The organism is Butyrivibrio sp. INlla18 (assembly GCF_900103635.1).
Taxonomy (GTDB): domain Bacteria; phylum Bacillota; class Clostridia; order Lachnospirales; family Lachnospiraceae; genus Butyrivibrio.
Window position 1 is genome coordinate 74,537 of record NZ_FMXK01000010.1, and the last position, 14,336, is coordinate 88,872.

Genomic DNA, 14,336 nt, shown 5'->3' on the forward strand with positions numbered 1-14,336 from the left:
AATGATGGTATTTTTTCTAAAATGTTGATGAGAAGCACATTTTAGTATTCTAAAATGTTGATTCAGAGTCACTTTTTCCATTCTAAAATGTTGATGGAAATATTGGCTTTACTTTTTATAATCACAAAGCTAGAGGCAGAGCACCTTTTCGATGCCCTGCCCCAGCGAGAATCATGAAAAAAAGTATGAAAATAATGACCAATGCAAATATAAATTACAATATCAAGTGTACAATAAATACCCCAGCATATTTTTTTCAACTTGCTGAAATTATCTCTTTTACCATTCACAGTTTGAGTGCAGCTCACATTTATGTGGATAGAACATTTAAAAAGTAGTTAAATAAAAAAGTTGTGACTTTTAAAAAGATTTCTTGGCTATATAAGTGTAAGGCGCTTACAAATACCAAGAAGGGAGCATCTATGAAAGACGAAGAAATAATAAATCTGTATTTCAGGCGTGATGAAAGAGCCATCGAAGAGACAGATTTAAAATATGGAAAATATTGCAAGACTATAGCCAAAAACATTCTGTGGAGTGAACAGGACATCGAGGAATGCCTTGATGATACCTACGTAAAGGTGTGGAACCGCATTCCACCTACAAAACCCAGGATTTTTAGAGCATTTATCGCTAAGATAACAAGAGATCTGGCATTAAATATGTTTAACGCCAGCAAGAGCTCAAAACGTGGAAACGGCGTTGTAAACGAGGTTTTGGATGAGCTCGCTGAGTGTATTCCAGATAGCAACGATGTTGAGCACTCGGTCCTTGAAAAAGAGCTAGAGAGTGTGGTCAAAGATTTTGTAAACAGTCTTGATCCAAGGGATGCTTATATTTTTACCAGCAGATATTTTTACGCAGAAGAAATAGCAAACATCGCCACTAAGTTTGGCATGACAAGACACAATGTTACAGTTGTCCTTGGAAGGCTCCGCAAGAAGCTCCAGGGCAGATTGGTAAAGGAGGGTTATTTGGCATCATGAGAAGTGAAGAATTATTAAAGGCCATGAATGGCATTGATGATAAGATCATTGCAGATACATACAAATATTCTACCAGGATCAAAGTGGTCAAGGCAGGTAAAAATCTGCCACTTGCTGCCTGCATAGGCATAGCTCTTTTTGCAACAGTTACTGTTACTGCTGCCGCAGCTATCCACCACTTCTGGGGAAGAGGAATGAATGGAATTGTAAAATCCACTGATGTTCAGCAGCAGGCACTCACAGAGCAGGGGCAGGCAATTGTTTACTCCGAAGAGCCGGATTATTCAGCCTATAAAGTAACAGACCAGGGTGTAACTATAGTTCCTGAGACTATTATCGCTGATGCACACTATGCCTATGTATCTTTTAAGGTATCTGGTCTTGAAGTAAAGGGTCTTGAAGAGCCCGGCGCCGATGTCACATACTATCTTGGCGATGATCCAGATGACGTGAATTCATGGTTAAATGGTTCATTAAGTTTCTTTGATGGAATTGTTCCGGATGAAAACGGCATGGGCGAGTATGAAGATGGCACTCCATTTCAGACCACAGAGAACGGAGAACTGATCACTCACTACGTAGATGAAAATGGTGATCTGCAATATATCATGATGTTATCTACTCCGGATATGTCAGATAGTCTTTTGGGCAAAAAACTCCATGTAGAATTTAACGAGCTTGGCATATATACAGGAAAGTGCGAGTTCACAGGTACTGTTCAGGGAAAATGGATCTTTGATCTTGAACTTCCAAAAGTAAGCAACGCGCAGGTAATCACCGTTAACAAGCAAGTTCCAGGAGCAAACTTTACTATAGATACCATAGAAATAACTCCTATTTCAATTGCTGTAAATTACACTGTAGACGGTAAGCTTGAGCAGTATGAGGATTGTAATGGCATCCCAGAATTTATGGGTGTTGGGTTAAAAGATGGCACAGACTACAAATACATTCAAAATGGCGGATCATCATACTATACGGATGATTCAATGGAAAAAGCTATTAGTTCAGCCTGCTTCCAGAGAATCATTGATGTATCAGAAGTAAGATCACTTTTTATAAGAACAAGTGACTATGATAACGCAGAGATTGTTGAAATCGAACTACCATAAGAAAATGAGGCAATACCGCAAAGGTATTGCCTCATTATAACTAAATATAACTGATCGGGAGCGCAACAAGATTTTCCCTCAGATACGTTTTCTTATCAATCAAACAAAGTATTACTCCCAATCCTCGTTTTTTGTCAGGAATCTTATCCAGTACTACATTGGTAGCTCCCATTATTGCCTTAGGATTACCAGTCATTTTAATTTCCACCGGATATAGCATTCCATTTTCTTCAATTATCAAATCTATTTCATTTTCTTTTGAGTTGGATTTATCCTTGCCTCTATAATAAAAAATGCTAAATCTATAATCCAAACCTTGGTTAGAGTACGATTTAAGTATCTCTGACACAATAAAAGTCTCAAACATATTTCCAGCTACAGCACTATTTTTTAAAGCATCTGCCGTCAACCAACGAGTCAAATAGCAAGCCAAGCCAGTATCTCTAAAATATATTTTAGGTGTTTTTATCGCACGTGTAAGAGCATTTGAAGAATATGGTTGTAAAAGGAAAATAATTCCTGTTCTTTCCAGAATAGAAACCCAGTTTTTGACTGTTGGCACACTTACTCCAACATCATCCGCTATATTCGCGTAATTCAGCAATTCTCCTGTCCTAGCAGCTACAGCTGTCAAAAACTTTAAAAATGTGATACTATCCGCAGTAATTAACTCGTTAATATCTCTTTCTAGATATGTATCTACATATGAAGAGTAAAAATCTTGCCATTCCCTATCAACATCATATAATTCAGGATATGATCCCTTATGTATGATTTCCCAGATATTGTTATAATCGACCAATTTTCCTTCGCGTTCTTTTAAATACTCATCTGTAGGAATAAAGTGATCATTAAATTTAACACCATTTATTTCACGTAATGAAAGCCCTGTTAATTCTAATATTGACACTCGTCCTGCAAGAGACTCACTCATACCTTTCATCAATTCAAGCTTCTGTGAACCTGAAAAGATAAATTGTCCACGTTTCTCAGAATCATCCAATATCAATTTAACGTCTTCTAGAATACTTTTTTCTTTCTGAACCTCATCTATAAAAAGAGGGCATGGATTATTTAAAAAGAATAACTTAGGCTCTTCTTTGGCCTGCAAACGAGTCATTTTATCATCAAATGAGACTCTATTATAATCTGAAAATTGATGCCTTATTAATGTAGACTTTCCTACCTGTCTAGCACCTGCTACTAATAGACATTTACTGGACTCTGCTCGTTTCTTAACTATATCTGTTATTGCTCTTTCAATATAAGCCATATGCACCTCCGACTAATTTAAAGTCTAATTTTATTTTAGACGGATTTTTTCGCTTCGTCAAACAAAAACTGCGACTAATTTAAAGTCTGACTTTAAATTAGTCGCAATCAATTCCCTACCACAATCCATACACCAATTATAACCAAGAAGGTGGTCAGAATTTTCCTACGTTTACTGTCTGCTAGCATGCATAGGTAAAGAGCTGATAAACTTGAGATTAAGTTTGGGTAAAAGAACTGTGAATCCCACTCTCACGTGCCTTTTTCTTCCTCTTTATCAAGGCTATCAAGCATATCCATGATTTCTTTATTACGCTCTAGCAAATCATAGATACCATCTTCAGAAAGAACTCCACGCTTAATATAAGAAGGAATCTCTCCCCTCTCATCCGCAGCAAAATCATCCTTCCACTGTTTGCTAGAATAATACTTCTCTAGTTCTTTAATTGATGGTTGGAAATTCTTGTAATCAGCAATGGCGATTTCAAGCGCAGTTTGTCTGCGCTTGGCTTCGTCAAAAATCTTTTCCATCTTGCTGATGTGGTTATAATCCCCCATGGATTTCTACTCCTCACATAAAAAACTCATCAACTTTCTCGACACTATCCAATATCTCGTTCTCTGCAACGCCAGCATTTCTAGCTATTTGAGTTGATGCCTCCAATCGTTTAGGCATATCTGGATCAAAAGCACCTTCGATAAGTTCTTCAAATTCTTCACAGCGTTTTAATAGTTCATCTCGGAATACTGAAAACCTCTCTTCTAGCTCAGCATCTACTTCACCCTGATGTTCGAGGTACTGAGTGAGTATTTCCTGTTCTTGCTTGTACAGTGAATAACGACCATATTCAAAAGTGAGCATAGCAACATTCTGCACGTAATTTGCTCGCTCCTCCCCAATGACAATTTTACTTGAAGAAGCAAGTAACTTGATCATAGATTCTAGGAGCAGCCATAAACACTGCTCCGTATAATCAACTTCTTTAATCTTACCTTTTTCTAAATCATCACCTAGCTTCTTAACCTTTTCAGATAATCTACTAATGTCTTTACATTTTTCATCAGATACTCCACTACCTTTAAGAATCTTCACTGAGAAATCCACATACTTAGCGTATACATCGAATACGATAACGCTATACTGCTGGCCATCATCGATGATAGCTCTATCAACAACAACACTAGCAATTTCTTTCCAATCCTCTGTGGTAAATTCTTTTATGTTCTTTCCATTAAAGACCTTATACAGAATCCCTATTATTGCTGTAGTTCCTATCTTTAGTATCTTAATTCCTTCAGGACTATCATCATTGCAATAGGCAGCCACTGTTTCTTGTGCTTTCTCTATTCCATTTAAAGCTTTCTCTAAGTTTTGACCTATTTCAGATTCTTTGAAGTACCGAATAGTAGTTTCCTTTATTATTTCTTCAATCATGTCTTGCTACCTTCTGTAGTAACCTGCTTTCCATACAATGCTGACAATGACTTTGTTAGATTTACCAATGCTCCCAGTCTGTTCTTGTCATCATCGCTAACTGTTGTGTAATCACAATTAAACAAACTCAAGCACTCCTGAAAACTTGTATTAAGACTCTTTCTGATTTCGTTTGTCTGAGTTAAAATCTCATAGATTTCTCCATCCATTTCTTTGACTGCTTCTGTATTTCGCTTAACTGCCTCAATTTCCTCATTCTTCTCCTTATTAAGCTTTGCTTTGTTCTTAGTAAAAAGAAGTATTGAAGTGAGTAAAGTTGCTCCGGCAATTGTCCAGCCCACAGGGCCAGCTAACGCTAAAAGCGCTTGACCACCAGCTATCCCCGCGGCTCCCTCTGCCAAAGTGCCTCCACCAAGCCATGCCAAAGCAGCATTAGTTGCAGCTGCACCAGACAACGTTGAAATAGCTGTTCCTGTAGACGCAGTACCAAAAGTGGTTGCAATCCACATTGCGGCAGTCGGAGCCATGAATGCAACACTAGCACCTGCTGCCAAACCAGCTCCAGCACCACCAGCTGCATTTCTAGCAGCGCTAATTTCCTTTTCTGCAAACTCACATGCATCAGTAAACTCTTTTCTATTAGTGTTAATCTCCTCAAAGTCTGTATCAAAGCTCTTTGGATGATTTGCTATACTATTTATCAAAATCTCAATATTATTAATGGAATCTACTGAGCGACAACGCTCGACATATAACTGCATTCCCTTATCATTCATAAGTGTGTATGCATCGTTATATTCTGTAATAGAACTTTCTAGCATCCTATCTAGTTCCGTTAGCTTATTAGTAATATCCTCTTTGGTCTCTAAAGCCTTATCTTTTACTTCTACAGCCTTCTCAGAAATCACTGCACCTGACTTCTTGATAACCTCTCCACCCTTTTGGGTTAGAACGGAAGAAAACTCCTTGATCTGTTCTGAATTGATCTTTAACCCTGTTTTCTGTGGTTCATCAATCTTAGCCCCACACTTGGCACAGAACATTGCCCCACTATTTACTGTTGCTCCACAAGACTTACACTTCATAATCAACCTCCACACGCGTATTTTATACGTCATATAAAATTGTATCACAATCTCGGCGTTATTATTCCGGTATGCCGAGAATGATTTCCTGTATTTAATTGCAGGTCATTCCTCCCTTCAACATAGAAAATGTTTTCTACGCGAAAGCAAAAAGGGCGTAGCTTATTGCTATGCCCTTTAATCAACCTTTTTACTTTATTTACCGCTATGGTTCTACTTTTGTATTTTCTACAGAAAGCCATCCTTCTACTACCATGTAATCCCCAAGCTGTCGTTCCGCATTCTGCATGATGTTACGAACAGATTTTACTTCCATTCTGTACTCAATTTCTTCCCCTTTACTAATGTATTTGTTTATTAAACCTTTACTTTTTATCATGCTCTTTCAAAAGAGCTTCATGTATAGCCTTTGCTATAACTTCCTCCGGAGCTCTTTTAAGTATCTCTGCCTTAGAATTTTTGTTTATCTTTATTTCCTTTTTTGGCGCATCAGAATTATCTTTTTTCAAATCAAAATCCCCTCAAAATGATCTATCTCATGCTGGATTATCTGCGCTGTAAAATCCTTGTACTTGCCATGCTGCGGCTTGAAATTCTGGTCTAAATAATCCACCTCAATTTCCTTGTATCTAGTGCAAGACCTCACACCATCCAGTGACAAACAGCTCTCCTGCGTCTCATAGGCTCCACTCTTCTTGGTGATCACTGGATTGATCATTGGGAAAAGAAATGGTCCCATAGCCACCACGATTATTCTCTTCTTTACTCCGATCATGTTGGCAGCCATTCCAACGCATCTAACCTGATTTGCTCTAAGCGTATCCAACAGGTCCTCAACAACCTGTTTGTCCGCCTCAGTCGCAGGTTCAGACTTTTGTTGTAAAAAGAACTGATCTCTAACTATCTGTTTGATCATAATCCATACTCCTCTTTGGCATATTATACTACAGCTTTATCCCATTTACCCAATCACAAGCCAAGGAGCAGAGCACCTTTTCGATGCCCTGCCCACAGCGAGAAAAAATGAAAAAAAGCAAACTTATGACCAATGCAAATATAGATTACAATATCAGGTGTACAATAAATACCCCATTATAACTATATATAACTAAATATAACTAACCCGCTAAATCATTCGAATTGTCAGCACTGGCAGCCTACTGTTGCAGTATTTACGCACACAAAAAGAGGCTCGCCTTTCGTCAAGCCCCTTCATTTTTGTTAATGATTATTAAGCTTCAGTACTGGTCATTATTACCACGCCACATCCTATCTTCTTCTCTACGACGTTCTTCCGCTCGCCTGTACTCGCTGTCATCCCAGTTATAGGCATAATCGCCATGATCAATTTGAAAGCCGTCGTTCTCGATATACTCATAGTCACCTGAATCGTAGTTAAATACCCACTTTGCCATGATCACACCTCCTCGTCTTCACCAAGTACGTACTCAAGCATCTTATACGCCGCTTGTTTCTTAGCTGCCTTCTTTGAAGATGCTGTCGCCGCAAAGAATTTCTCCTTTTCTTCAATGTGGCATTCCACATTCCATATAGGATTCCCATCAGAATCATACGTTTCTTCATATTTGAATTCTGGAATGGCGAAATATCCTCTTCGGGCCAGAATCTCTAACTGATTAATGCCGTCTTCAATATTGGGATCATCAATCTCGTCTCGTATAGAGAAGAGCATTCCTTCTTTTTCCAGATATTTATAAGCAAGCTTACATGCCGCTCTTCTTGCCTGATTTCTTGATGCTCCATAGCTCTCAAAAGCATCCTTATCATTTAGAAGCTTAACCCTGCAAACGTGGTTATAGTTATTATGAGCGTAGGTACTCTGGTTCATATCATAAATCACATGTTCTTCAAGTTTGTACCATGCTCGTGATGGTGTTCCATCAAAATACATAAAGTACGGAAGGCATCCATTTTTCTTGGCTTCCCATTCATAAATCAAGCCAACATAATCAGCTTCTTCACCATTGTCCAAAATAGAATCTGGGCGAAGCATAACCTCAGCAACATTTTGAATCTTATCAAAGTCCCAGTTACTATCTAATGCCACCGCACCAAGAATAGCCTCAAAAAGATCCTCTTTTACAGAATCCACTTCAGCAATATTTTTTTGTTCATCGCCCTTTCCAACAATCAGGAACTGCGCCAGATCCAATTCATCAATACGTGCTGCCAAAGTCTTTTTCTCGACAAGTTTCTGCTTCAGCTTGGTCAACTCTCCTTCTGAGAGCGAACACGAAAACTCCTGTGGCTCCTGCGGAACACGGAATGCCTCTGGAATCTTATCCTGAATATGTAAATCTGTCCCATATTTTTCTGAAAGATACCGAACCATCGCGATATCCAGAGCTTTATCCCCAATAAACTCTAATACTTCGTTGTTTTCGCCACCATTTTCCTGAGTATAAGAGCGCCTTACAAAAGCCTGTCGCAGAAGTTTTGGATTCTTAAACTTATACCCTCCTATCTGGTGTGGCACCATTCTTTCAAATAACCCTTCTCTTTTTTCCATAAAAAAAGCTCCTTTCGTTTCTGACAAAAGGCGCAATCATCTAACACAAAATAGACTACTCACATATCATGGTAATCATTCCGGTTAGACATGTAAGTTTAAATATTCTTTTCTATTTCCGAGAATTTACTAAGGCACACTTGCATATGCGGTAATAAATACATACAAATAGAACTAAAGATTTAAAAGTATCACGCCTCGCTATATAGTTTCATGTGTATTATATCCCTTTTATGTTTCCTAGCGCAAGAATTAGCATTATATTCAAAAAGGCACCTGCAATTGCGCAAGCACCTTTAAGCATATAAATACATCACATTTTTAAATCGTATAATCTGCATAAGGCGAGACAAAACTAACGGCTTTCAATATTTTATGTTTGAGCCCCTTTTCAAATATTGCTTTTCCAACCTTTGTTTCATATTCGCCATGATCATATGTCTTGATGAATATAGCTTCGTATACATCCTTTATTTTTTGATTCTCTCTAACTTGTAGTTTTCCTTCTATCTCTTGATAAGATTCATTAGTATCCAATAAAAGGCTTGTAACCCAATCACCTAAAGCATCTGACATCAAAATTCTTTCAAGCCACATATGGTTTTTTCCATAAATGAACTCATCATATTGCTTTGTATCAGTAATCTTTAGTCCCATAATAATGGGAACTATTACAAAATATGCGATAAGATCAGCATTACCTCCATCATGTGAAAGAAATCTTCTTCTTTCAAATCCGCTATCACTTGCATTTGTATACTTATATGCACAAACCTTTGACATTTGTAAATAACGTGACACCTCTCGCATTCCCATGTTCATCTGTCTTATGATTTCTAAACAAACAGTTTGCCTTAGATCCTTACTACCATATCTCTCAATGCTCTGAACGTACTTTTCCATATCTATAGGAGGCAGTTCCATTCTAATGTCAAAGAATCGATCCATATATCTACAAGAATCGAAATCTCCACCATAATAATTTTTTACCGTGTTTTGTAGTTCTCCAAAATTTATCGAAAACACAAATACAATGTTCTCGCACAAAAAATAATGTTTAATCCTTTCAAGGAGCTTTACAGCAAAAGCTGGCGAACAGCGATCAAGCTCATCCACAAAAATGACTAATTTTTCTCCTCTTTCCGGAAGAAATGATTGCAAAAATTTTTCTACTAGCAAATCCAAATCTTCATTTTGTTTTTGATCAGCAAAGATATCATGCCCCTTTATTTCTTCTAAGAAAGTATGAATATCTCTATCACATATTATTCCTGCTACTGACGCAAGTATACCGCCCCAGGATTTTCTCTTTTCTTCAGCACAGCCATTATAATTATCCTTCATTATCTCATACAGCAAAGAAAGTAACGGTTCTTTCTCGTCATCATGTTGCCATGTATCATAATATGCAGTTACCATAGGAACCCGCAAAAGTTCGTCATTATTTTTTTGAAAGCCATCCCATATGTTTCTTACTCTAACTGCCTCATCAGATTCAAAAAAGGGAACATTAGGGTTTAAAGAATCAATGACAAGCTTGCTCTGTTTAACAAAAAAAGTCTTTCCTGTGCCCCATTTTCCATCTATTCCTATAGAGCATGATCCTTCTATGCTTTGAATCATCTTAACAAAAGAACAAACATCTGTAGTTCTTCCAATTGAGTCCTCAAAAAAGTCTTCATCAAATTTCTATTATTTGGCTTTAGATCCAGCGTTTTCATTTTATTCCTCCGTAACTAATCCCCATTAGTATAAAAAGGGAGACTTCAACATCACCTTGTTCAGTCTCCCTTCATCCAATATCTATTCAGATATAGCAATGGTTATCTCATTGCTTATTCAGTTTATCTGCATACGCATATAGACGATCTAAGATTCTGCCCTCATGTTCTCCATCAATTGTTTCATTAAAGCCATTATATGTGCTAAATCCCAACATATAAATTGCCATGGCCATAGCTAATTCGTTGGGTTCTATCTTAGTTGATTCTGCTATTGCTCTTAGCTCATCTGCAACTCTATCCTTAGGAGCTCTAACTGTTTTACTTTCAGAAACTACTTTTTGTATCACTTCAGGAAGTGCCATGCACGTTTTATAAAAAGCCCTCTCATCTCCGGTAACCAATGCATAGAATTGATCCATACTCACTCTACGAATTCGCTTATGCGATACCTTTTCATTATTTACAGTAGTTTCCCACTTGATGTTCTGAGACTTTTTCGCTATCGCCTCAACCAGAAAACACGCACAATCATCATCTTTTAACAACTGCGCTTGCATTTTAATATAGGTTTTACCTGCAGATGCTGAATTCATAGTGTTGTGTTTATTTTTCATTTCAACATACACAGTATGAACCACATCGCCATCAGGAAGGGCAATCCCATTTTCATCCTTAAATATCACATCCCAGCCACCTTCAGTTCCATTGTCCGGAACATGGCACTTATCCATATACTGGAAAATCCTTTGATGAAAATATCCTATATCGTTGTTGTTAGACTTGTCCCTTTGCCTAAATATTTCATTACTGACAATTTCATCCCATGAAGCATGGTAAACAGTTTTATCAAAAATCATTTTTACTGGATCAATGATATTTGAATTGAATTTCTTTATGTTATAAGGCTCTAGTTTATCTCCATACTTAGCAATAGTAGCTTCAACATGCTTAACAAAATCGTCTTCTTTTATAAAATCAAGCTCCCAGCGCAATTACATTAGCCTCCAATGTCTTCTTTATCTCTGCAGCTACTTCATATGCCAAATTCACTGGTACAGCATTTCCAACCTGCTTGTACTGTGACATTATGCTACCACAAAACTCCCAATCATCTGGAAAACTCTGGCATCTGGCATTCTCTCTTATGGTAAAAGGTCTAGCCTCCAAGGGGTGGCACCTTTCCGTCTGCTTCTGAGAAGGTGATGTCAAAACTGTAAGAGCCGGCTCATCCAAGCTCAATCTTCGCAATATACCAGTCCTTCCTCCTTCCATAAACCAGCAACTCTTCATATAATCCTTTGCCACATCTGGATCAATATCACGCCAATACCCACCAGGAGGAACCATTTCAAATATCTTTCTCTTCTTTTCTCCATATGGAGTGTAAGGCGAATCCGGTACATCTTTTAAGATATCTCTCAAAACCGGCTTATAATCATGTGGTTTAGGAAAATCAAAATGTAATACATTAGCAAGATCTTTTCTTATTCCAATAGTAATAAGTCGTTCTCTTTTCTGTGCAACACCGTAGTCCCACGCATTAAGAACCTGCTTTTGTATTTCATATCCAGCATCTTCGAAAACATTTAGCATTGTCTGGTATGTTTTGCCGCCATCATGAGTAAGAAGGCCTCTTACATTCTCAAATAAAAACATTTTGGGCTGAAGCTTCTGAAGGAACACCGCGTAGTGATAGAATAAAGTTCCACGAGTGTCTTCAAAGCCCAACCGCTTTCCTGCATAAGAAAAAGCTTGGCAAGGAGCTCCTCCAGATAACAGATCTAATTCACCCTTAGCTATGCCAAAATACTCTTCCAAATCCAAGCATGAAATATTCGCAATATCATCATGAATAACATTCCATTTAGGCCGATTCAATTTCAATGTTTCACATGCATCAGCATCAAACTCAATCAGCCCCAAAGTATCAAATCCAGCTTTTTCCACACCAAGCGCTAATCCGCCAGCACCAGCAAATAACTCAATAGTCGTGCACATATTTACCACTTCTCTTCCCTTAATATCCACCAAAAACTACTTTTGATTTTAACATAATTCATGATTCATTTAAACATTGAACCGATATGGTCAACATAACTCCTCACACTCTATTATTGTCTTTTTTTAAGTCCAATAAAAATACCAGTTAAAAAATTACCCTTTCCTTTCCCCTTTCCGTTATCACAGTTCTTTTAAGAAAATCAAAATACAATATGTAGCTTAAAATAAAAAGTGGATATTTAAATTGTTTTTTAGTCAATTTTAATATTTTGTATCTTCAATTGTTACTTTAGAATCAGGTTTCAGGGGCAATAAAAAAAGGGAGCAACATTGCTCCCTTTTGTCTAATCACTAAAATTAGGCACTAGTTACTACTTTTTTATATTCCTTTAGGCGTAATACCCCTTATACTGTTTTGGAGTCAGATAATCAAATGAATAGGCAGGTCTTATTCCTATCACTCTTGATCCAAAAGCATTATTTTTAACTCTTCTTCTATATACTCTTTTAAGCATATTACTCGGATTTTTAAAGCTGCATCATCAGTATCTAAATAATACCTTCTTGGTTTATCGCCTTCTTTAGGTATTATTCTCAAAATACGTGTTGCATCCTCCACCGAAGTTTTTAGTATACTTCCATCTTTTATTTTAGAAGAAAGCTCCCAGCATACAATATATCGAATATTTGTGAATGAATGATTAAATTCTGTCGCACCTAACTGATATTTCAATTCCACATACCAAAATTCACAATCAGATATCTTGTTTTCAGTTTTATTCCTTGCTAATAAATCTATTCCTGCAGACTCATCATAATCCAATGGTTCAAAATCAAAATTCTCTGGATTCAAAGTGTATAACGAAATGAACAAGCCATATAATTCTGCTTCGTTTCTGGGAGTTAAAAATACTCTATTATTTAACGTAAAATATTTTTTTTGAGTAACCAATTCCTTTCTTTTTTTGAACGCTGCTTTCTCAAATTCTATGGTTTTCGCCTCTTCCTTCCACTTTTTTAGTGTAACAACATCATTACTATATAGGTCAATATCTATTTCATTAATTATGTTTTGTACAGCCTTTTTTAATTCATCAATAATTTGCTGATTAGTATTAGCGATCGTTCCCCTGTTAGCTGTCAGTCTTAATTTTTGGCAATTTACAAAACCATGTAATAGGCCATATGAATTTGAACCTGTTCCAAACGATGTAATCCATTCATTTACCCTTTGAATAGGTACATAATCCTTGCAAAGCCATATTCCATATCTATCAGATACTTTATATGCGCCAGTCATTTTATTTTTTTTCATTCTAATCATATTGTTATAATTTCTTTTTGCCTCATCGCCCTCAAAATATATAACAACATCATATTTTACTTCTGGCATTGACTCTAATGTTTGATTAGCATAAACAAATTTTTTTACATAATAGTCAGCAGCATTTTCTCCATGCTCCTCAAAAAGCGCATTTATATCATTGTTTTCAGGAGCAAATCTATGCCCCATAGTCAACTCCTCTGGCTCATCCACATCCAACGCTTTCAAATAAACTTTAAAATCACGGATATCCTTCTTCTCAAACTGACTTTCAATTGTGCCAAGTACTGTAAACCAGTATAGATAGTCTTTTATTATGTCTTGTTTAAGCTTAGCTCTCTGGTTATTATTGTATCCTTCTATTGTTATGCTGGTTCCTCTAGGAAACTTTTCTGCACTTTCTCTAACAAGTGGACAATGCACTTTACCTGCATTTAATTGTGTAAAAGCTCCCTCGCACTCTGACTCATATGAATTCTTTCCATCTGAAGTATGTACTACAACTTTATCTGAACGCAAATATATCTTTGTTCCATGTCCTTTTTCACCTATAGATTTATTATTTTCTCTAGATTTTGAATCTCCTAGATTCCAAAAGTTATTTATTATGGTATCCTTATCCATTCCAATACCATTATCAATTAGCTCAATTACCAGTTTGTCCTGACCGGATATTTCTTTTACATTTATTAGTATCTTAAATTCTGTAGCCCCCCAATCATAAGCATTATGGAGTGCCTCCCTAAATAATTCCATTGGATCTCCAAAATCACTGGCAATTTCCAAAAATTCAGCTGATTCGTTTACTTTAGGTGATATTTTTTCCCAATTGTCTTGCATTTTTGCCCCCTAGATCATTTGTCCTGA

At 36.9% G+C, this 14,336-nt stretch carries 14 protein-coding genes; 2 read left to right on the forward strand and 12 right to left on the reverse strand.

The window, feature by feature from the left end:
- Window positions 1-422: 422 nt before the first annotated feature.
- Window positions 423-986 carry an RNA polymerase sigma factor gene (locus BLS24_RS08475; protein ID WP_091758075.1) on the forward strand — a complete coding sequence of 188 codons (564 nt, stop codon included), beginning with the start codon at window positions 423-425 and terminating at the stop codon, window positions 984-986.
- Entirely contained in the window at window positions 983-2,098 is a 1,116-nt protein-coding gene (locus BLS24_RS08480; protein ID WP_091758077.1) for a DUF4179 domain-containing protein, read from the forward strand. The genes BLS24_RS08475 and BLS24_RS08480 overlap by 4 nt, the downstream gene beginning before the upstream one ends.
- Before the next feature lie 40 nt (window positions 2,099-2,138).
- Here the strand turns inward: BLS24_RS08480 and BLS24_RS08485 are convergent, their stop codons facing one another.
- From BLS24_RS08485 to BLS24_RS08530, 12 genes are all read right to left on the reverse strand, one after another.
- Complete coding sequence (locus tag BLS24_RS08485; protein WP_091758079.1) at window positions 2,139-3,371, reverse strand: ATP-binding protein; 1,233 nt, start codon at window positions 3,369-3,371, stop codon at window positions 2,139-2,141.
- A 251-nt stretch (window positions 3,372-3,622) separates the two neighbouring features.
- Window positions 3,623-3,928 carry a DUF4298 domain-containing protein gene (locus tag BLS24_RS08490; RefSeq protein ID WP_091758081.1) on the reverse strand — a complete coding sequence of 102 codons (306 nt, stop codon included), beginning with the start codon at window positions 3,926-3,928 and terminating at the stop codon, window positions 3,623-3,625.
- 13 nt (window positions 3,929-3,941) lie between these two features.
- A complete protein-coding gene (locus BLS24_RS08495; RefSeq protein ID WP_091758083.1) occupies window positions 3,942-4,805 on the reverse strand; it encodes a hypothetical protein in 864 nt (287 codons plus the stop codon).
- Complete coding sequence (locus BLS24_RS08500; protein ID WP_176764381.1) at window positions 4,802-5,890, reverse strand: zinc ribbon domain-containing protein; 1,089 nt, start codon at window positions 5,888-5,890, stop codon at window positions 4,802-4,804. Before BLS24_RS08500 ends, BLS24_RS08495 begins: the two co-directional genes overlap by 4 nt.
- Window positions 5,891-6,255: 365 nt before the next feature.
- Entirely contained in the window at window positions 6,256-6,399 is a 144-nt protein-coding gene (locus tag BLS24_RS15255) for a hypothetical protein (RefSeq protein WP_176764382.1), read from the reverse strand.
- Window positions 6,396-6,806, reverse strand: coding sequence for a peptide deformylase (locus BLS24_RS08505; protein WP_091758086.1), 411 nt, complete (start codon window positions 6,804-6,806; stop codon window positions 6,396-6,398). The genes BLS24_RS15255 and BLS24_RS08505 overlap by 4 nt, the downstream gene beginning before the upstream one ends.
- A gap of 322 nt (window positions 6,807-7,128) precedes the next feature.
- The gene (locus tag BLS24_RS15260; protein ID WP_176764383.1) at window positions 7,129-7,305 is read right to left on the reverse strand and encodes a hypothetical protein; all 177 of its coding nucleotides are present in this window, start codon (window positions 7,303-7,305) and stop codon (window positions 7,129-7,131) included.
- Between the two features lie 2 nt (window positions 7,306-7,307).
- Complete coding sequence (locus BLS24_RS08510) at window positions 7,308-8,420, reverse strand: ribonuclease III family protein (protein ID WP_091758088.1); 1,113 nt, start codon at window positions 8,418-8,420, stop codon at window positions 7,308-7,310.
- A gap of 321 nt (window positions 8,421-8,741) precedes the next feature.
- Window positions 8,742-10,043 (reverse strand): KAP family P-loop NTPase fold protein, encoded by a 1,302-nt coding sequence (locus tag BLS24_RS08515; RefSeq protein WP_091758090.1) that lies wholly within the window; start codon window positions 10,041-10,043, stop codon window positions 8,742-8,744.
- A gap of 205 nt (window positions 10,044-10,248) precedes the next feature.
- On the reverse strand, window positions 10,249-11,136 hold the full coding sequence (locus tag BLS24_RS08520) for an Eco47II family restriction endonuclease (protein ID WP_091758092.1): 888 nt from the start codon (window positions 11,134-11,136) through the stop codon (window positions 10,249-10,251).
- Window positions 11,120-12,142 (reverse strand): DNA cytosine methyltransferase, encoded by a 1,023-nt coding sequence (locus BLS24_RS08525; RefSeq protein WP_091758094.1) that lies wholly within the window; start codon window positions 12,140-12,142, stop codon window positions 11,120-11,122. The genes BLS24_RS08520 and BLS24_RS08525 overlap by 17 nt, the downstream gene beginning before the upstream one ends.
- A gap of 460 nt (window positions 12,143-12,602) precedes the next feature.
- On the reverse strand, window positions 12,603-14,309 hold the full coding sequence (locus BLS24_RS08530) for an ATP-binding protein (protein ID WP_091758096.1): 1,707 nt from the start codon (window positions 14,307-14,309) through the stop codon (window positions 12,603-12,605).
- Between the last annotated feature and the right edge of the window lie 27 nt (window positions 14,310-14,336).

What these genes read in the sequence shown, in the direction of transcription:
- BLS24_RS08500 (WP_176764381.1), bottom strand. Translation starts at nt 5,890, where the DNA reads ATGAAGTGTAAGTCTTGTGGAGCAACAGTAAATAGTGGGGCAATGTTC.
- BLS24_RS08490 (WP_091758081.1), bottom strand. Translation starts at nt 3,928, where the DNA reads ATGGGGGATTATAACCACATCAGCAAGATGGAAAAGATTTTTGACGAA.
- BLS24_RS08515 (WP_091758090.1), bottom strand. Translation starts at nt 10,043, where the DNA reads ATGATTCAAAGCATAGAAGGATCATGCTCTATAGGAATAGATGGAAAA.
- BLS24_RS08530 (WP_091758096.1), bottom strand. Translation starts at nt 14,309, where the DNA reads ATGCAAGACAATTGGGAAAAAATATCACCTAAAGTAAACGAATCAGCT.
- BLS24_RS08475 (WP_091758075.1), top strand. Translation starts at nt 423, where the DNA reads ATGAAAGACGAAGAAATAATAAATCTGTATTTCAGGCGTGATGAAAGA.
- BLS24_RS08495 (WP_091758083.1), bottom strand. Translation starts at nt 4,805, where the DNA reads ATGATTGAAGAAATAATAAAGGAAACTACTATTCGGTACTTCAAAGAA.
- BLS24_RS08485 (WP_091758079.1), bottom strand. Translation starts at nt 3,371, where the DNA reads ATGGCTTATATTGAAAGAGCAATAACAGATATAGTTAAGAAACGAGCA.
- BLS24_RS08525 (WP_091758094.1), bottom strand. Translation starts at nt 12,142, where the DNA reads ATGTGCACGACTATTGAGTTATTTGCTGGTGCTGGCGGATTAGCGCTT.
- BLS24_RS15260 (WP_176764383.1), bottom strand. Translation starts at nt 7,305, where the DNA reads ATGGCAAAGTGGGTATTTAACTACGATTCAGGTGACTATGAGTATATC.
- BLS24_RS08505 (WP_091758086.1), bottom strand. Translation starts at nt 6,806, where the DNA reads ATGATCAAACAGATAGTTAGAGATCAGTTCTTTTTACAACAAAAGTCT.
- BLS24_RS08510 (WP_091758088.1), bottom strand. Translation starts at nt 8,420, where the DNA reads ATGGAAAAAAGAGAAGGGTTATTTGAAAGAATGGTGCCACACCAGATA.
- BLS24_RS08480 (WP_091758077.1), top strand. Translation starts at nt 983, where the DNA reads ATGAGAAGTGAAGAATTATTAAAGGCCATGAATGGCATTGATGATAAG.